Source organism: Leclercia adecarboxylata (assembly GCF_006171285.1).
GTDB lineage: Bacteria > Pseudomonadota > Gammaproteobacteria > Enterobacterales > Enterobacteriaceae > Enterobacter > Enterobacter barmai.
The window spans coordinates 3813700-3831676 of sequence record NZ_CP040889.1 but is presented as its reverse complement, the minus strand read 5'-3'; the positions used below and the strand labels follow the sequence as shown (position 1 = coordinate 3831676).

Genomic DNA, 17977 nt, shown 5'->3' with positions numbered 1-17977 from the left:
AGGTTTAAAATGCGCTCACTATTACTGTTCTTTTTAGGCGTTCCTATCCCAATCATTATTCTGATTGCGCTGTTCTTCCACTAACAGCCGCCGCCTGAACATAAATGCCCGCAAGGGCATTTATGTTTTTAGCTACAAGCATCCTGTCCATTTTATCGTTTAACCGTTGCGGATCCTGCCGGCGATGCCCGGCTGAGGTTTCCCGAACAGATAGCCCTGGGCAAGATCGCAACCCAGCGCCTGAAGCCTTTCCAGCTGCTCCTGAGTTTCAACCCCTTCTGCAACCGCCTTCATATTGAGGGACTTCGCCATGCCGGTGATGAGCCTGATGATATTCAGGGCATCATCCTGGGTGGATATCGAATGTACGAAGGATTTATCTATTTTTATTTTATCGAAGGCGAGCTTACTCAGACGGGAAAGCGAAGAGTATCCAGTCCCAAAATCATCAATAGAAATTTGCACGCCCCGGGCTCTGAGCTTATTGAGCGTCTTCAGCGGCGTATCGTTCTCGGTAAAGAGAGAGGACTCGGTCACTTCCAGCTCAAGGCGATCGGCCGACAGCCCACTCTCTTCCAGAATAGAGAGCACGATCCCGGCAAAGGCTTTGCTGCTCAACTGGATTGGCGAGACATTCACGGAAATTTTTGCCGGCACCGCCCAGGTCGCCGCTTCCCGGCAGGCAATCTCCAGCACATATTTACCCATCTCGTTGATCATGCCTGTTTTTTCAGCGGCAGGTACAAAAGTGTCAGGCGACAGGAGCCCTTTTAACGGGTGTATCCAGCGAATAAGGGCTTCATAGCTGTAGATTTCCCGGGTGAATGAATCGACGATAGGCTGGTAATACACCACGAACTCTTTATTCGCTAACGCCATCGCCAGATCGTGTTCCAGGGTCCGGCTTTCCTGCAGCTTTTGCAGCATAAATGGCCGGAACACTTTTATCTTACCCGGGCCTTCACTTTTGGCCTCATACAGGGCCAGATCGGCGAATTTATACAGATAATCGGAGCGTCGTTCGGTGTCTGAGATAACAATACCCACGCAGGTGGCGATATTGATGATGGTGTTATAGATGGTGTACGGCTGGTTGATAGACGCGCAAATCTGTCGGGCTCGTGAAACGGCACTGCTCTCCGTCAGGCCACTTGAAAGAAACGCAAACTCATCGCCACCCAGGCGATAAAGCGTATCGGCGGTCAGGCTCATGGAAACCAGACGGTCGGATATCTGACGAAGTAACATATCGCCGACATCGTGACCATAGGTGTCATTGATCTCCTTGAAGCGATCCAGGTCGAACAGCATCACCGCCACAGATTCACCGTTTTTCTCGGCGGTCTGGATGACTTTTTTAATGTTTTCCCAGAAAAGCTGACGGTTATTCATCCCGGTCAGGGAGTCATGGTAGACGTCATATTCCAGCTGCGTATTCTGGATTTGCAGTTTTTCTTTGGATTTCTGTAATTCTTCAGCAAGGCTTTTAACCTGAAGGTGCGCTTTAAGAATATTCCTGTTTTGAAAGAATATCATCACGCCAAGGATGCCGCTCAAAATGATCAGCAGTAATGAAGCAGCCGAATAAATATAGTAAAGCGTCTGTATTTTCAGGTTAGCTCTGTTTATCGAGTTAACGTCATTATCCAGTGCACTGGAGGAAAGGTGGCTAAGGGGGGCATCAAGCGTATGCATTTTGTCCAGATAGACCTGGATCTCTGAACGGTCCATCCTCTCAAGATGAGCATCAAGATATTTGAGGATGTTTTCGACATTTAAAGCGAGTTCATGGTGGGCCTTATTGCTGGCAATATAACGCCCAAGATCCCCTTCTTTCATCAAACCACTCTGGCTGAGCATAATGTCCAGACGCAGGCGCACATCATCGATGGTCAGGGCTTCGCTTTGATTTGCATAAAGACCCAGCGTTGATTCGAAACGATAATACTCCGATACCAGCTGGGCCGCAGACCATGAATCCGTGTAGTGAGTCAGTTTTTGTAACTCTTGCTGCCTTTCATGTACAAGGAAAGAGATGTATCCAGTAGAGATAAATAGGAAAAAAATGATGCCCGCCAGTATCCTGTTCATGATGCGCGTCTGAACTCCTACTCAATATTCATTTTGCTGACCTGCCATGCTGATCTTGAATAAAAAATCTGACTATTCAGCTCGGGCATGCTGTCATATGGATACACAATGAATAACGGGCCTTTGTCACGGATACGCATATATTCGCCGTTGACTTTTAAGGCAAGAATAACATTGTATTTATTGAAGTCATTGAGAGGGATAACGGTAGTATAGTCATTGAGCGCAATGACCTTAACGATAGAACCTTTGGCGCCAACATACTCCATGAGCTTTCGTAGCGGAACGCCCGTAAAGGTTGTACGCCCATTGTACCAGGGAGAAGTGGTCTGGAAACTGACCAGGCCCAGTTTCTCAAGGCTGGCGATATCAAAAACGGCTTTCCCGTCTGCATTCGTATTTTGAATATTACCGGAGAGGGTTAAAAGGACTTTGCCTTCAGGTTTGGGAAGTTCACCCGCCCAGACCTGGGTGGCGACCACCAGGCTCAACAACATGACAATTAACCGCATACTGACCTCCCCTTTCTACCGGATTTTACGGAATTATAATTTAGTTAACATGCTATTTATATATGCGACCTGGCTATTATTGACGCACTAAGAACATTCACATTATAACTCATTAAAATCAATAGGTTAAATTTTTCTATTTTTTAAAACGATTAAGTAAAATCTGCACTGTTATTTGAATTACGCCAGATTTTATTCTGTCTGTACAAAAAATAAGCCACGCGCTTATTTAATGCAATTAAACACACAACAATATAAAGGTTTAATTTTTGTTTGTATGGGCCGGGAAGTTGGGGACTCTCTTCCTTATCTGAAATCATTTCGCTTAACCTTTTCGCGCTGTTTGCGATCGGCAGCGATAACCATCGCTATCCCCGCCAGCACCACCAGCGTGCAAATCACCATTCTTATATCCGGCACTTCCCCGAGAAATAACCCCCCGCCTGCGGCGGCAATACAGGGCACGCTCAGTTGCAGTGTGCTGGCGGTGGCCGAAGAGAGGGTGGCGACCAGGGCATACCAGAGCACATAGGCCACGCCGGAAGCCAGCCCGCCAGACAGCAGCGCAAGAAGGATGCCGCTGGCATCAATCTGCACGGGTGCCTGTCGTATCAGGCTCCAGACCAGAATGACCGGTAAGCCGAGAATGAAATTCCCCGCCGTCGTGCCTGCTGGCGCTTTGATATTTTTACCGCGCACGGAATAGGCTCCCCACGCCATGCCAGAGGCCACCATGGTAATGGCCGCAAACAGAGGAGGCGCAGTGGCGCCGGGCAACAGAAGCGTAACGATCCCACCAACGGCAATAAGAATACCGCAGGCCTTAACCCCGCTCAGTTTCTCGCCTTTTATCACGCCCCAGCCAATCATGCAGACCTGAACTGCGCCAAACAGCAGCAATGCGCCTGTCGCCGTATTGAGCTGAACGTAAGCCAGCGAGAAGAACAAGACATAGGCGCACAGCAATACGGCGTCGATGATTTTCCAGCGTATCTCTTTCACCTTTCCGCGCGCCAGATGCCAGGCGAACAGCACCCCCGCTCCACCCAGCAATCTCAGCATGCTGAAGGTCTGCGGATCGGCGTGGCCGTGTTTAAGGGCGATGCGGCAGAGAATCGAGTTAGCGGCAAAGGCAGTTAACACAAAAAGCACCAGCAACAGCTTTTTCATATGCTTCCTGACGAGGATCGCCAGCACCCGGCTGGCGTTTAGTTCTTTGTCTTTACTGTAATGCAAAATCGCACGGATGACTGTTTCACTTCTCCACCGCAAAGATCAAAAAAACCCCGCACAATGGTTGCATTATAAAACCAAATGCCCCACCCTTTATTTAGTTTTATTTTGAAACCACATATCTTACAACCCAGAGGTATTACGATGACTACGCAACGTTCCACCGCTTTAATCACAGGTGCATCATCCGGGATCGGCGCGGTCTACGCCGACCGTCTCGCCGCGCGCGGCTACGATCTGGTGCTGGTCGCCCGCCGGGAAGCGCGCCTGCTGGCGCTGGCGGAACAGCTTGAGCAACGTTATGGGGTGAAGGTCGCCACCCTGACGGCGGATCTTACCGATGAAACCGGGATCCGCGCCGTGGAAGAGCTCCTGCGCAGCAATACCGCTATCGACACCCTGATCAACAATGCCGGTACCGCCCAGATGGCCCCTTTCCTCGCGGGCGACGTGGCGCAACATCAGGCGATCAACATGCTCAACACCACCGCCCTGATGCGCCTCACGTATGCTCTGCTGCCGCGACTGGCGCAAAATAATCGCGGCACGCTGATTAACATCGCCTCGGTACTGTCGATCCACGCCCGGGCGGGCAGCGCGCTCTACAGCGCCACCAAAGCCTGGGTGCTGAACTTTACCCGTGGATTGCAGGAGGAGTTTGCCGACAGCAAGGTGCGCATTCAGGCGGTATTACCGGCGGCAACGGCCACGGAGATCTGGGAGCTGTCCGGCATCACCGCCGACGATCTGCCCGCCGGGTCGGTGATGACCACCGACAACATGGTGGATGCGGCGCTGGCGGGGCTCGATCAGGGTGAGCTGATTACCATTCCGCCGATGCACGATGAAGCGCTGTGGACGCGCTATGAAGAGGCGAGGCTGGCGCTGTTTGCCAGCGCCCGGACCGGCGAACCGGCGCCGCGCTATCTGACGCGCTGAAATTTGCGGTATATTTTTTATTTCCCCTCTCATCTTCACAACGGGATAAACAATGTCGGTCGACTGTATTATTACCGCCGCAGGACTCTCCTCCCGGATGGGGAAGTGGAAAATAATGCTGCCCTTACGGGATGGGACGATTCTCGATGCAAGCATTGAAAACGCACTGCAATTTTGCTCCCGAATCATCCTTGTCACCGGTTATCGCGCAGAAGCGTTGCAGGCCCGGTATCGCCATCAGGAAAGTGTGACGCTGGTTCATAATCCCGATTATGAAAAAGGGATGTTGGGTTCGGTTATTGCCGGTGCCCGGGCGGTAAAGACGGAGTACTGCTTTATCACCACAGGCGATCTACCCTGCCTGCACGGGGATGTTTACCGTGAGCTGTGGGCGTTACGTGCCGAGGGGGCGCTCCTGCCGCACTATCAGGGCACGCCGGGTCACCCTGTTCTGGTTGATAAAAACAGCCTGCTCCAGGCCATTGCCCGGCCGGATATCCGCACTATGCGCCAGGCGCTAATGCAGGGTAAACATCACAGCGTGTCTCTTGAACGCCCGGAAATCATTTTTGATATCGATACTCCGGACGATTTCAGGAAGCTGCAACTGCTGGTTAAAAAGAGCTCAGCGTGATTGTGGTCCATTTGAAATGTCCCTGCGACGCCCGAAGATCGGGGTGTCGCGGTTTTTTTTACTCTCTGTCATAGTGAAGAGGACGCAACTCACTGAACAGGATGAAAACCATGCTCGAGCTTCGCCCGAACTGCGAATGGTGTGACCGTGATCTGCACCCTGATGACCTGGACGCCCGGATCTGCTCCTTTGAATGCACCTTCTGCGCCGCCTGCGCCAACACCCATCTCAACCACCGCTGCCCCAACTGCCAGGGCGAACTGGTGCGCCGTCCGGTGCGTCCGGCGACGAAGCTGGTGAACGCGCCTGCCTCCACCGTGCGGGTGCATACGCAAAAACGATCCTGACTCCCATGCCTTAACGAGGTAAATAATGATCCAGCTGCAGACCGTTCCTGCTCCGCGCACCTTCCCCGACGTAGCCCCGGTGTTGCTCACCGATGCCACCCTGCTTGAGCGTAAAAACAGGGTACTGACCCGCATCAACGAGGCGGGCTATGACGCCCTGGTGATCTATGCCGATAAGGAGCACGGAAGCAACTTTGAGTACCTGACCGGGTTTGTGCCGCGCTTCGAGGAGGGGCTGTTGATCCTGGATAAAACAGGTGCGGCGACGGTGATTCTGGGCAATGAGAACCTGAAGATGGCGAAGCATTCCCGCATTCCGGTTGCGCTCAAACACTGCCCGTTTTTCTCGCTGCCCAACCAGCCGATGGAAAATGAGGCCTCGCTGGAGAGGCTGTTTGGCGAAGCGGGCCTGAGCGCGTATGGCCGAATCGGGGTGGTGGGCTGGAAGATGTTTACCGCGTCCGGGACGGATAATAAGCAGCTTTTCGATCTGCCCTGGTTTATCGTCGAGGCGCTGAAAAACAGCACCCCGGCAACGCTTGAAAACGCCACACACCTGTTTATCGGCGGTGATAACGGGGCGCGTATCACCAACAACGCGAACGAAATTGCGCACTATGAATACGGCGCGAATCTGGCCTCAACCTGCATGCTGAAAGCTATGGACGCGGTGGTGCCGGGCATCCGCGAGACTGAGCTGGGGGCGCTGCTGGCGGCAGAGGGCCAGTATCAGACCGTGGTCACCATCGCCGCCGCCGGGCAGCGCTTTGAGAAGGCGAACTTTTATCCCACCTATAAAAAGCTGGAGCGCGGTCAGCCGCTGTCGATGACCACCGGGTTTAAGGGCGGGCTTTCCAGCCGGACCGGGTTTGTGATTGCCGACGAGGGCGAGTTGCCGGAGGGTCAGAACGATTATCTGGATCGGGTAGCGAAACCCTACTTTGCCGCCGTCGCCAGCTGGCTTGAAACTATCCATACCGGAATGCCGGGCGGTGAGATGTACGCCCATATCGAGCAGGTGCTTAATAAAGCGCAGTATGGCTGGCATCTGAATCCGGGCCACCTCAGCGCCGATGAAGAGTGGATGTCTTCGCCCATTTACCCCGGCTCTGCCGAGACGCTGAAGAGCGGGATGATCCTGCAGATCGATATTATCCCCTCCGTGCCGGGTTATACCGGGGTGAGCGCCGAGGAGAGCATCGCTCTGGCGGACGAGGATTTGCAGGAGAAGATCCAGGCGGCATACCCGGACCTGTGGTCGCGGATCGTCACCCGTAAGGCGTACATTCGTGACGTATTAAATATCAGGCTGGCGGACGAGGTGATCCCGCTATCGAATACCGTGGCATATCTGCGACCGTTCCTGCTGGCGAAGGAGCAGGCGTTTACCTGCTGAGCCGGTTTTTTGCCCGGCGGCGCTGGGCTTGCGCGGGCCTACAAGGGACAAGTTTCCCAGGCCGGGTAAGCGCAGCGCCAGCCGGGAATAGGTGGATAAGCAGCAGCTCGCACGCAAGACCTTTGAACTGGTGATGCAGGAGAGCGACGAAACGACCATTTTGTTGCCGGTGAAGCTGGTGGTGAGAGGGACTACGGTGGAAGGCGTTCAGGATCATCCGTGATGATATTTTCCCGGCACAGGGCCGGGAAAACAGACCTGTGCTACTGCAACGCCCCCAGGATCCGGTACGCCGCTTTCACCCGCTCGGCGTTGGGATAACTTTTGTTTGCCAGCATCACAATGCCAAGCTGCTTCTGCGGAATAAAAGCAATGTAGCTGCCAAACCCGCCGGTAGAGCCGGTTTTGTGAACCCACGAGGCCTGCACCGGCGGCTGTGCGGGGGTGATTGCCGTGGCCTCCCGCGCGGCCAGGGCGTTTTTGTTATCCGCGCCCTCCTCCAGCGTTGCTGAGGAGACCGGCCAGTTGAGCATCTCCCAGCCCAGCCCCTGATACATCTCCCCCACCTGCCAGTAGCGTGACTGGGCGATTTCCACCCCTTTCTTCAGCGAAGCGTCTTTGATGTTCTCTGGTTGCATGTTGGCCCTGAGCCAGCCCGCCATATCCACGATGGACGTTTTCACGCCGTAGGCCTCGGCATCGAGCATGCCCGGCGAGACGTGTACCGCTTTGCCGTCGCGATAGCCCCAGGCGTAGTTCCCCTGCTCGCTGGCCGGGACGTTCACCCAGGTATGGTTAAGATTCAGGGGTTTGAGCACCCGGCTCGTCAGCGCCTGCTCAAAGCTCATCTTCGAGGGTTTGACCGCCAGGGCACCGAACAGCCCAATACTGGCGTTGGCGTACAGGCGTTGAGTGCCCGGGGCCCACTCCGGCTGCCAGGTCTGGTAGTATTTTTTCAGCGCGGCGGCATCGGTCACCTCTTCTGGCACCTGAAGCGGAAGACCGCCTGCGGTGTAGGTCGCCAGATGCAGAAGAGTGATGCCCTGCCACTGCCTGCCTGACAGCGCGTCCCAGTACTTGCTGGCCGGATCGCTGAGCGCTATCTCCCCCCGCGCCACCGCATCGCCGCCGAGCACCCCGGTGAAGGTTTTGCTCACCGAGCCCAGCTCGAACAGGGTTTGCCGGGTAACGGGCTTTTTCCCGGCGACATCCGCCACCCCTTGCGTAAAGTAATAGGCCTGGCCCTTATAGATGACCGCGACGGCCATCCCCGGGATCGCCTGGGCATTCATCAGCGCGGTTATGGTGGGGTTGACCGCCTGTGCGACCTGCGCCTCCTCCGGGATGGCGGCAAGGGCGGAAGCGGACAGGCAAACGAGGAGCGTACAGAGCAGGGATTTTTTCATCGTTATGATCTTTAGCGAAAAGTGAGAGCGCTATTTTGCAGACCTGACGGGGAGATGTAAAACGGGCGCGCGAACCGACGCCCGTGCTCACAGGGCTAGTTATACTCCAGCGCAAAGGTGGCGGTGGTGTTTGCCCAGCCCGCCGTCACGGTCGGCTCCGTCTGCACCAGTTGGGCAACGAAGTGGAAAGGCTGAGCGTTGGCCGCGTCCGTCGCGGTCACCTGTCCCAGCCCCGGCAGGTTTCCGGCTTCGTTGATGTGCAGGCTGCTGCCTGCCGACGGCGCACCGGAACCATTATTGCCGTAGCTCAGCTTGACCCCTACGCCGCTGGCGCTTGTTGGGCTTTGCGTGATGGCCAGGGTATCGGTGACACCGGTGTCGGCAGGCGTGCCGAAAAAGCCAATTTTGATCGTCGCGGGCTGGGAACAATAGACCGGAATGGTAAACGTTTTTGCCGTCCCCGCCGTTTGCCCCACCCCTTTAAAGTCGGCGCGGTTCACCTTGCCCAGATCGACAAAAATGCTCGGGGTGGTCACGTTGCAACTGCCCGCCGAGCCGATATCCACGTTCATCGCTGTCAGATCGGCGCTGATGGGGGTGCCGGTAGTGCCTGACCCCGGGATCCCGACATACAGTTTGCCGACGTTCCCCAGGGGCTGCGCGTTGGTGTGGTTGCCGCTGGTCAGGCTGACGTCGCCGGTTTTATAGAAGGTGATGAACGCTTTCACCACGATATGCTCCTGATTCAGCAGGGCATGATTTTCGCTGCTGCTACAGACTTCTTCATCATGCACGCCGGAGCCGTCCAGGTAGTGAACTGGCCCGCCGTCACACTGGAAGCCCAGCGCGTAACCGATGCCGGGAATGGCCGACGCAAACACCATCCGCCCGTTGATAAAGGTCTCATTCCCGGTGCGCGTCTGGGCATAGTGGACGCTTAACGCACTCGCCTGCTGGGCCTGCTGGTCGCAGGTGAAGCGAAACCCGCTGCCGCTGTCGGCCATGATGCTGGTCATCTGGGTGTTATTACGCAGCGAAGGCAGATATTTGATGTTCTGAAAGTTAATGGTCATCTGCCCGGTGTCGCCGTTGCAGGCTGCCGCCCACACGCCGGGGCTGAACAGCCCGGCCACTATCAGAAGTAAATACATTAAGCGCATGATTAATTTCCTCCGGGAGATAAACAGGCGGCATAGATACGCTTCACCGCGTCCTGCTGGCCGCCAGCAATGTGGAACGGCAGCGTGCACCGGTGGGCCACCCCGTCGTCATCCCAGCTCACCTCCAGGGTGCCGTCATCCGGGATACCGCTCAGATAGACGGTTCCACCGTCGGCGACCATGCCGGTGGCGGCGGTATTATCACCCGCCAGCTGCGCGCTGGCGCCAAACGGCACCGGGCCCTGTTTGTCATGCAGGGTGAACAGCACGCGATGGCCGATATGGGTCTGGTAGTTGGCCTCGACCACCGCTCCACCGCCGGGGATCACCGTTGCGCCGAACTGTTCGACGTCGGTGTCGCTGGTCATCGATTCGGTATCGAGAGTGATGACGTTCTTGTGATACGCCGTCAGGGTGGGCACCACCGCGTAGCCTCGCCAGTCGGTGTGGACGTTGCTGCCGTTCTGGACAGCCACGTTAGCGGCCCCCGGTGCCCGCACGATGGCAAAGCTGTCGCCGAGATTTTGCCCCAGCGTGACGCCGTGCGGGTGCGCGACGATGGAGCCCGAGGCTCCCCAGGTGAGCTGGCTGCTGTCGCGGTCGCGTCGATAGCCGAGCTGCGCCTGACCGTAGCCGCCGTGGTAATCAAGGGAAGCGCCGCTGTTACTCCCCTGCCCCTGGCGGGCGTAGCCCTGCTGCACCGAGTAATAAAGGTTCGGGTTCTCTGGCACCGAGCCGTACATCGCCGCCTGGTGCGAGGTGTAGCCGCGGTTATCCGACGAGGTGGTGTAGCTGACGGAACTGCTGGCCAGCGCGCCGCCCAGCGGAATATTGACGTTGAACGACCAGGAGCGATCGGGATTGTTGTGGCTGCTGGATCGGGTGTAGTAGTAGCCGAGCCCCCAGGAGATACCTTTCCAGGCGCTGTAAAACCCGGCATGGAGCGTTTTGTCGCTGCTCTGGCTGTGCCAGTAATCCTGGGACCAGGCGGAAAACGACAGGTTCCCCACATCGCCGAGGGTCTGGCTGATGGCTATTTCTTCCCGGCTGCGTTTGTTGTCAATCAGCCCGTCGCGACGCTCCAGCATCATCGCCTCGCTGAAGTCGTAAAACCCGCTGGAGGAGTAGCGATAGCTGGCGAGGCTGAAGGTGGTACCCACCCGGGCAAAACTTTTCTGATACTGCGCCCGCAGGGAATGGCCGTTGTAGCGCCTGCCGGACGGTGCGGCGGTGCCTGCCAGCGTCAGGTCCGCGCCAAGAGATCCGAGCTCGCCCAAGCCATGCCCCAACCCGAGGGCCAGGGCGTGATAATCGTCGGCAAGCTGCGTGCCGCCATAGAGCGTGAATGCGGCCGGTAAGCCGTAAAACAGCGTGCCCTGGATAAAGGTTGGCGAGCGGCTCTCATCCTCACCGGAATGAAAGCGCCCGGCGCTGAGGCTGTATTTAACCCGGCCCTCGCGCAGCATAAACGGCACGGAGGAAAACGGCTGGGTGAAGGTGCGTTCCGACCCGTCACTCTCCTTCACTTTCACCTCAAGGTCGCCGCTCTGCGCCGTCGGGTAGAGATCCTTGATGGCAAACGCCCCGGGCGAGACATAGGTTTCGTAGATCACGTAGCCGTGCTGGGAGACGGTGACTTTGGCGTTGCTGTGGGCCACGCCTCGGATCACCGGGGCAAAACCGCGCTGGCTGTCCGGGAGCATCTCCTCATTCGACATCAGTTGGACGCCGCGAAACTGCACGCTGTCGAACACGTCGCCGCTGGTGTAAGTATCCCCCATCCGCAGCTGGCTTTTCAGCGCCGTAACGTCCCGTTGCAGCCAGGTGCTGAGCGAATTCCAGCGCCGGGTGGTGTCATACTGCATGGACGAGGTATTGCGTAACCGCCACGGGCCAAGGTTTACGCCGCTGCGCAGGCTCAGGAAGGTGGCGCGCCCGTCATGAGTGGACTGCCCGGTTTGCGATCCGCTGAGCGTGTAGTCAACAAACGCGGCCGGAATCCCCTCATCCCAGCGCGCCGGATCGACGTAGCCACGGCTCTGCACGTTCATCGCCGCCTGGGGAATGCTCAGATTGAGACGCTGGGTGGAGAAGTCGAACGCGCTGCTGGCATCCGGGATGTATTCCCCGATGCGGGTAAAGGTCTCCCCTTCATGCAGCCGTTCAAATGACGAGAACGCGCTGACGTTGACGCCATATTCCGCCAGCTGCGGGGCCGTCAGTACCGGCGTCAGTTTGTCGTTCTCTTCTACAAAGGTGATGTTGCCCTCGCTCACCTGCTGACCGTTGACCCAGATGCTGACCGGATACGTCCCGGGCTGCTGCCCGCCCGCAGAGGCAAAATAGTGCAGGTCGGCGGTTTTTTGCTGCGGGGAGCTCAGCTCCAGCGCCGCCGGATCGAAATAATCCTCAGCCCTTACCAGCCCGGGCCGGCACAGCATAAACAGCGCCGTGGGAACCGTCGCCAGCAGTAACGCGCCGCCGGACGAGGCCGTCTGCGCGCGGTGACGGCGTGATGTCTGCTTTTTCACCCTCGCTCCCCGGTTTACTGCTGCGCGGCGTCAGTGATACCGCCCGAATCATTAATGGCGCGCCACGTCACCTGCCCGGTGCCGCTAACCGTCCACGTCTGGCTGCTCATCGGGGCGATCATCCCCGGCTCGAAGATCTCTTTTCCGCCAACCGCCAGACTGTAAAATGAGACGTAAAACGGCGTCGGGTTGTGGGCCACCAGCCGGTTGCCGCTGCGGGTAAAGGTCAGCTTCTGCCAGGCCTCTTTTGCGTCGCCCAGCCCTTTCGGTCGCCAGAAGAGCTTGAATTTGGATTTGACGTTGATCTGCAGCTTGTTGGACTCCCCTTTTTGCGTCGGGGAGATATTTTTCACGCACAGCCAGAAAACCGATTCCCGGTCACCGGGCAGCGCCCCGCCGGTAAAGCCGATTCGCAGGACGTTCTCCTGCTCGGGATCGAGGCGAAAGAGCGGCGGTGTCACCACAAAAGGCACCGGGCGTTTATCGTCCGCAGCCAGGTTTTCCACCCACGACTGCACCAGGTACGGAACGTGGGTATCCATATTGGTCACCGTAATGGCGGCCTCGCGTTTACCTTCCTGATAAATAACGCGGGTTCCGCCCATAACGATGCCGGCCTGCGCGCTGGCGCAGAACAGGAAAAAAGAGGCCATCACAGCGGCAAGAAGCTGTTTCATCGTGCAATTACCATCGAAGTCAGAGAGATGAACAGGCGCGGGGCCTGCTCATGCGGGGATCAGTTGTAAACCATCAGGAAGTTTGCAACGCCGTTGGCCGCACCCGAGGTGACGGTTGCCACCGTGGAGGTGTAGTCAGCGAAAAACGGCACCGTGGCTTTACCGGAGGCCACCGGAACGCTGGCAGACACGCTCCCCAGGTTGACCTGCGAGCTGGATGCGCCGCCGTTATACAATTTAATGCCCACGCCCTTCGCTCCGCCTGCTACCGCCAGCAGCGTGGCATCGTCGGCATCTTTTTGACCATCAAACAGCACCGCCACCGTCTTAACCGACGTCGGGCAGTTATCTATCTGAATTTTGAGGGGGTTTTTGTTGTTTCGACATTGGCTGCGGTGAAATAGCTTGCGCTCCATTTCCCCAGATCCACCTTCACATCTTTGCTGGAGGTGGTGACATCGCAGGAGTTGTCGACGATTTCACCGCTGAACTCAACGACGCCGCCGGTGCTTTGCGTACCTGCGGCAGCGCCCGGGTTGGTGGTTATATTGTTAGAAAATGCCGCACCAGAAGCCAGAATGCCCATCAGGGCTGCGGCGACGCGAAAGTGATTTTTCATTATTACACTCAACTTTAATTGTTATTCATGATGACGTTGACCGAAGCCCTCCGGTCGTGACATTCATCCCTTATGCGTTTCCCTTTAAATTAAAATGCCTCGTCTGGTTAACCGGAGTGCATTATTCCCCTGATTAATCGCCCTTTATTAATGAATAAAATACGTTTAATTCTTTTACGCACAGAAAAATGATATTTCCCGTAACAATAAAACACAACCATTGCACGGCGACGTAAAACTGCGCGCCCATCAATGTATACATGTCAACATTGATATGCCTGATTAATATGGTTATTTTTGTATTGAGTTGCACCACAATGGTGAGATATAGCTACAGAAATATAACATTTAAGCGTTTAAAATGGCTACATAAGAAATCATCCCAGACCGTAAAAATAGCAGTGAAATTAATATTAGGAAAAATCCTAAGGAGGTATTTTAAATAAAAATCACAGCGTAAATGTTTACATTAAAATATTCATCGTGACGCGGGATGATTACGGAATTAATTTGTGATATTGATAATGACCGTGCGCAGAATACAAATTAAGCGCTGTATCTTCCCCTGTCCATGGTGGGCAGGGGACAATTTAAAAAGGGGAATTTGATGTGTACAGGTCTTTATGACAACGCTCGTCGCTATGCTGACGAGAAAAAATAGAGCATGCCAGCAAAACCAGCACCATCAGCGTGATGCTGATGGTGCTGTATCGTTTATGCCGCCAGGCTTAAATAACTTTACGCTGACGCGCTTCTTGTCGGCCTCGGATAAGTCCATAAGCCCTAACCCGGATACGTTTGTAGCATAAAATGAACATTCATCTACCGGTATCCCTGCGTTATATTGCTGAGTATTCCAGCATTAAACACCCTGTTTCTAACGCTGCAATCTGGAGTGACATGTATGTCTCAACCCAAGCTGTTTACACCGTTACGTATCCGCAATCTTGAACTTGATAATCGCATCGTGATCGCCCCCATGTGTCAGTATTCCGCCGAAGAGGGCTGTATGAATGACTGGCACACTCTCCATCTTGGGCAACTGGCGCTGTCCGGCGCGGGCCTGCTGACCATCGAGGCGGCAGCGGTCTCCCCTGAAGGCCGCATTACTTACGCGGACGTCGGGCTCTATGATGATAAAACCGAAGAAGCCATGGGCCAGGTGCTTAACACGATTCGTAAGTGGTCAAATATTCCTGTAGGCATTCAGCTGGCTCATGCGGGCCGCAAAGCTTCTACGTACAAACCGTGGGAAAAACAGGGCCAGATCCCACCCGATCGGCAGGGTGGCTGGCAAACCCTGGCCCCTTCGGCGGTGCCCTACAACGAGGGTTATATCCCGCCGACGGCCCTCGACAGCAACGGCCTGGCCGAAATCCGCAATCAGTTCATCGAGGCCGCTAAGCGTGCCGCCAGACTGAATTTTGATCTGATTCAGATCCACGCCGCCCACGGGTATCTGCTGCACCAGTTCTTATCGCCGCTCTCTAACCAGCGCACGGATAATTACGGTGGTTCGCTGGAAAACAGAGCCCGCTTCCCGCTGGAGATTGTCGATGCGGTGCGCGAAGTCTTCCCTGCGGACAAAGCCATCAGCGTGCGTATCTCTGCGACGGACTGGGTGGACGGCGGATTTGACCTCGAGGAAGCGGTCGCGTTCTCTGAGATGCTGGAAGCGCACGGCGTCGACGCGATTCACGTCTCCAGCGGCGGCCTGCATCCTGACCAGAAAATTGCTGTCTATCCTGGCTATCAGGTGCCGCTGGCAAGAGCGGTTAAAGCGGCGGTCAACATTCCGGTGGTGGCGGTGGGGTTAATCACCGAGCCGGAGCATGCGGAATCTATCGTGGCGAGCGGGGATGCGGATATCATCGCCATCGCCCGAGGGGCGCTCTACAACCCACGCTGGCCGTGGCATGCGGCGGCGGCACTGGGTGCGCAGGTGCATGCGCCGGAACAGTATCTGCGCTGTCAGCCCCACACCCTGAAGAACCTGTTTAAGTCCTGATTTTTCCCTGCAAGTACCCGTGGTCACACGGGTACGCTTTATGCCTCAGCCCCGAAAAACGCCGACAGCAGCTGAGCTAATGATGAAGAGCGTAAACAAAATAACAAAGATCCAGCTAAACAAATAAAATGCATTACTCGCTCCTAATCCTCTGCGAGAGAGAAATACATTATCACCTGAGATAAATAACCCGGACACCTTGCGAAACTGAACAATATAATAAACGCAATAACCCAGCATCAGGAATATGAACAGGACACCAACGACCTTATCAAAAACGATCGCAAGCAGCACGCTAGTGGCGATGATCGCTAAATAGACCACCGCTGCGATCGATTCCATTTTTTTTAGTTTGTTTCTGATAGCACCGTCGTGCAGCTCTTTCCAGCGTCGAAGCGTAGTGATACTGAAACCGTATTGTTCACACAACGCCTTATCAGGCATGCCTTCTTTAGCCTGTCGAAGAAAATCTGCGATTTGCTCCTCTTTAAAACGCTTTCTGCTCATAGAGTCTCTTCCTTCGCAGAACCTGGGCGGGCGTTGCCCTCACCTGAAAAATGAATAACTGAAAAGAGGCGGAGTGAGAAAGGTACAAATTTTAGATACAAAAAAGCCCGTTTTCACGGGCTTTTTTGCAGAATTTGGCGGAAGCGTAGAGATTCGAACTCTAGAACCCTTTCGGGTCGCCGGTTTTCAAGACCGGTGCCTTCAACCGCTCGGCCACGCTTCCAAAGTGAGGCGCACTATAAACATCTCTGCGCGCTATGTAAAGGGGTGAATTGAAGAATTTGATAATGTGATGGTTTTTGCGTCTTTCGCATACCATTGCCGGGTGGCGCTACGCTTACCCGGCCTACGAATTTAGTAGGCCCGAGCAAGCGCAGCGCCGCCGGGTGCAATGGGGGTGTGCGGCCTGATGCCCTCACCCCGGCCCTCTCCCACCGGGAGAGGGTGCAAACACTAAAAACGGCAACCTGGTTGCCGTTTTGCTTTTACCTCAGAACCACGCCTCCCACATCGCGCCGACGTTGAAGTCGTCGAGGGTTTCGTCTTTGGTGTTGTTCACCCGGGCGGTGCGTTCGTTATCCACCTTGCCGCCGGTGACGTAGAAGCGCAGCATCGGGCGGAATTCCGGGCCCATGGCGATGGACATGTTTTGCGACAGGGTCAGCTTCCAGCCCTTGTTGTCGCCGCCGTTGTCGTAATCAACATGCTGCCAGCCCGCTTCCAGCCAGGTGGAGTGCACGTCGTTCCACCAGTGCATCGGGCGCACGATGGCGTTGTAGTTCTTGCGGTTGTCGGTCTTGTCGCGGCTGTTATCAAAGTCGTGGAAGGCCAGAATGTACTCCACCTGGGTCGCCTGGGTGAACTTGTGCAGCCCTTCGAAGCTGGCGTACACCGTGGTCAGATCCTCGGTTTTGTTGAACACGCTGTTGTCAGAGTTATCGGAGTAACGGGCGATCACCTTGTTCACGCCGCTGTCGTTGGTGTGGCTCAGCACCACGCCGCCCTGCCAGGCGTTGGTCCGCTCTTCGGTGTCGATGGCCTTCGAGTCAAAACCGTAGTTGGCGTACAGCTCGAGGTCGATCGGGCCGAGCTTCATGCCGTGAATTTTGGAGGTGGCCGCGTAGTTGCCCTTGTCCCCGGTGCCGGAGCCGCCGGTACAGGTGATGCGCGACGGGTTGGCCTCATCGTCCATCACTTCCGGGCTGCAGGATTCGACCGCCGCCACGGTGGCCACGTCAAACTGCACGCCGCCGATGTCGAAGTTCTTCACCCCGGCGCCCTGGCCGTCGTGGTTCATCCAGAAGTAGTCGTTGATGCCCTGCTGCGGACGCTGGTGGAAGTCACGCCCCGCCCAGATATAGGCGTTCGGGTTGGATTCCAGAATGTTGGTCACCCCCGCGTAGGCTTTTTTCAGGTTAACTTCGTCGCCCCAGTGGTCGATCATCACGTTGACGTCCCAGATGGCGCCGTTTTCGCCCTTGAAGGCCTTGGAGAGCTGGAACTCACCGCCGTTGCCTTCGTTACCCAGACGGCCGATTGCCGAGGCGCCGTTGTAGGAGCCGTCCACCGCCACGTACTTCTGATCCGCAGCCTGGAAGTGCGCCCCGTAGCGGGCATAGCCGGTAAATTTAATCCCGAACGGGATCGCCATATCCGGGGACTGGGCGGCGCTCTGCGGCTCGTTAATAACGTCGGCTTTTTTCGCCACCGCGGCATCCATTTTCGCCTGGCGATCGGCCAGGGCTTTATCCACCGCTTTGGCCACAATGGCGTCGATTTGCTCCTGCGTAAATTCTTGGGCGAATACAGAAATCGGGCAAAGCGCGGCGATAACCGCCATTGTTAATGGAAGTTTTTTAATCATGTTCATGGTTATCTCAATATATTTAAATTTTATTCAGACAATAACCACCCCGT

Annotated in this window: 17 protein-coding genes and 1 tRNA gene; 6 read left to right on the top strand and 12 right to left on the bottom strand. The window is 55.8% G+C overall.

Annotated features, from left to right (window positions below; genetic code table 11):
- Positions 1–159 precede the first annotated feature (159 nt).
- The 3 genes from FHN83_RS19950 to FHN83_RS19940 all read right to left on the bottom strand — a co-directional run bounded on the left by FHN83_RS19950 (position 160) and on the right by FHN83_RS19940 (position 3773).
- On the bottom strand, positions 160–2091 hold the full coding sequence (locus tag FHN83_RS19950; RefSeq protein WP_039032283.1) for a putative bifunctional diguanylate cyclase/phosphodiesterase: 1932 nt from the start codon (positions 2089–2091) through the stop codon (positions 160–162).
- 17 nt (positions 2092–2108) lie between these two features.
- Positions 2109–2603 carry a molybdopterin-dependent oxidoreductase gene (locus FHN83_RS19945; RefSeq protein WP_138368582.1) on the bottom strand — a complete coding sequence of 165 codons (495 nt, stop codon included), beginning with the start codon at positions 2601–2603 and terminating at the stop codon, positions 2109–2111.
- 306 nt (positions 2604–2909) lie between these two features.
- Positions 2910–3773: a DMT family transporter gene (locus FHN83_RS19940; RefSeq protein WP_139564720.1), complete on the bottom strand. Its 864-nt coding sequence runs from the start codon at positions 3771–3773 to the stop codon at positions 2910–2912.
- Between the two features lie 207 nt (positions 3774–3980).
- Between FHN83_RS19940 and FHN83_RS19935 the strand changes: the two genes are divergently transcribed.
- The 5 genes from FHN83_RS19935 (at position 3981) to FHN83_RS28640 (ending at position 7375) form a co-directional block, all read left to right on the top strand.
- Entirely contained in the window at positions 3981–4775 is a 795-nt protein-coding gene (locus FHN83_RS19935) for an SDR family NAD(P)-dependent oxidoreductase (protein ID WP_139564719.1), read from the top strand.
- A gap of 52 nt (positions 4776–4827) precedes the next feature.
- Entirely contained in the window at positions 4828–5409 is a 582-nt protein-coding gene (locus tag FHN83_RS19930) for an NTP transferase domain-containing protein (protein ID WP_139564718.1), read from the top strand.
- Between the two features lie 110 nt (positions 5410–5519).
- The gene (locus FHN83_RS19925) at positions 5520–5756 is read left to right on the top strand and encodes a DUF1272 domain-containing protein (protein ID WP_039032278.1); all 237 of its coding nucleotides are present in this window, start codon (positions 5520–5522) and stop codon (positions 5754–5756) included.
- A 25-nt stretch (positions 5757–5781) separates the two neighbouring features.
- Positions 5782–7152, top strand: a complete 1371-nt coding sequence (locus FHN83_RS19920) for a M24 family metallopeptidase (RefSeq protein ID WP_139564717.1) — start codon at positions 5782–5784, stop codon at positions 7150–7152.
- Between the two features lie 91 nt (positions 7153–7243).
- Positions 7244–7375 carry a hypothetical protein gene (locus FHN83_RS28640; RefSeq protein WP_255296443.1) on the top strand — a complete coding sequence of 44 codons (132 nt, stop codon included), beginning with the start codon at positions 7244–7246 and terminating at the stop codon, positions 7373–7375.
- A 40-nt stretch (positions 7376–7415) separates the two neighbouring features.
- On the opposite strand, the gene ampC is transcribed toward FHN83_RS28640, so the two are convergent.
- From ampC to FHN83_RS29000, 6 genes are all read right to left on the bottom strand, one after another.
- The gene (gene ampC / locus FHN83_RS19915) at positions 7416–8558 is read right to left on the bottom strand and encodes a CMY2/MIR/ACT/EC family class C beta-lactamase (RefSeq protein ID WP_039032277.1); all 1143 of its coding nucleotides are present in this window, start codon (positions 8556–8558) and stop codon (positions 7416–7418) included.
- Between the two features lie 95 nt (positions 8559–8653).
- Positions 8654–9718, bottom strand: coding sequence for a fimbrial protein (locus FHN83_RS19910; protein ID WP_139564716.1), 1065 nt, complete (start codon positions 9716–9718; stop codon positions 8654–8656).
- A 2-nt stretch (positions 9719–9720) separates the two neighbouring features.
- Positions 9721–12159: a fimbria/pilus outer membrane usher protein gene (locus FHN83_RS19905; RefSeq protein ID WP_139565463.1), complete on the bottom strand. Its 2439-nt coding sequence runs from the start codon at positions 12157–12159 to the stop codon at positions 9721–9723.
- 104 nt (positions 12160–12263) lie between these two features.
- Complete coding sequence (locus FHN83_RS19900) at positions 12264–12926, bottom strand: molecular chaperone (protein ID WP_138368575.1); 663 nt, start codon at positions 12924–12926, stop codon at positions 12264–12266.
- 59 nt (positions 12927–12985) lie between these two features.
- Positions 12986–13243: a fimbrial protein gene (locus FHN83_RS29005; protein ID WP_419146394.1), complete on the bottom strand. Its 258-nt coding sequence runs from the start codon at positions 13241–13243 to the stop codon at positions 12986–12988.
- Between the two features lie 32 nt (positions 13244–13275).
- Positions 13276–13545: a fimbrial protein gene (locus tag FHN83_RS29000; protein ID WP_341932740.1), complete on the bottom strand. Its 270-nt coding sequence runs from the start codon at positions 13543–13545 to the stop codon at positions 13276–13278.
- 904 nt (positions 13546–14449) lie between these two features.
- On the opposite strand from FHN83_RS29000, the gene FHN83_RS19890 reads away from it, so the two are divergent.
- A complete protein-coding gene (locus tag FHN83_RS19890; RefSeq protein ID WP_139564715.1) occupies positions 14450–15553 on the top strand; it encodes an NADH:flavin oxidoreductase/NADH oxidase in 1104 nt (367 codons plus the stop codon).
- A 45-nt stretch (positions 15554–15598) separates the two neighbouring features.
- Here the strand turns inward: FHN83_RS19890 and FHN83_RS19885 are convergent, their stop codons facing one another.
- From FHN83_RS19885 to FHN83_RS19875, 3 genes are all read right to left on the bottom strand, one after another.
- Positions 15599–16060, bottom strand: a complete 462-nt coding sequence (locus FHN83_RS19885; protein WP_139564714.1) for a transposase — start codon at positions 16058–16060, stop codon at positions 15599–15601.
- A 135-nt stretch (positions 16061–16195) separates the two neighbouring features.
- A tRNA-Ser gene (locus FHN83_RS19880) sits at positions 16196–16283 on the bottom strand.
- A gap of 267 nt (positions 16284–16550) precedes the next feature.
- Positions 16551–17930 (bottom strand): carbohydrate porin, encoded by a 1380-nt coding sequence (locus FHN83_RS19875; protein ID WP_139564713.1) that lies wholly within the window; start codon positions 17928–17930, stop codon positions 16551–16553.
- Positions 17931–17977 lie beyond the last annotated feature (47 nt).